The organism is Actinophytocola sediminis (assembly GCF_054779715.1).
In genome coordinates this window covers 1-572 of sequence record NZ_BAAGXS010000117.1, presented here as the reverse complement: position 1 = coordinate 572, position 572 = coordinate 1, and the positions used below count along the sequence as shown (strand labels likewise).

General features: G+C 44.6%; 1 rRNA gene. It reads right to left on the bottom strand.

Features of this window, described 5'->3' with window-relative positions:
* Nucleotides 1–179 precede the first annotated feature (179 nt).
* Nucleotides 180–572 (bottom strand): 23S ribosomal RNA (locus ACYVIP_RS44560); the annotation flags it as partial.

Sequence of the window (572 nt, the reverse complement as noted above, 5' to 3'; positions counted from 1 at the left end):
CCTCAATCCAGCCCAAGGTATTTTCTAAGGGACTATAACACCCACGGATGGGCCACATTTCCCTTAGTTTTTTCCCTCAAGCCAAATTGTCGTTGGCAGGCATAGCCTGCAAGTGCATCCAAGCCGAAGCTTAGACTGATTACAGACAAGCCAGTCTGGCTCCAAACGGTTCCCTTTTAACAATTTCACATACTGTTTAACTCTCTTTTCAAAGTTCTTTTCATCTTTCCCTCACGGTACTTGTTCGCTATCGGTTTCTCGCCAATATTTAGCTTTAGGTGAGATTTACCACCCAATTTAGGCTGCATTCCCAAACAACCTGACTCTTTGAAAGTGTATCGCAAAAGGCAAATGCTCAGACCGAAGACGGGATTCTCACCCTCTATGATGCCCTGTTCCAAAGGACTTATCGGTCCGGCTTGCCTGGAAAACACTTCTACAGTTTACAATCCGGTTTAGCTAGGCCAAACAGGTTCCAACTTTGAGCTCTTTCCTCTTCACTCGCCGTTACTAGGGAAATCATTGTTATTTTCTTTTCCTCCGCTTATTGATATGCTTAAGTTCAGCGGGTA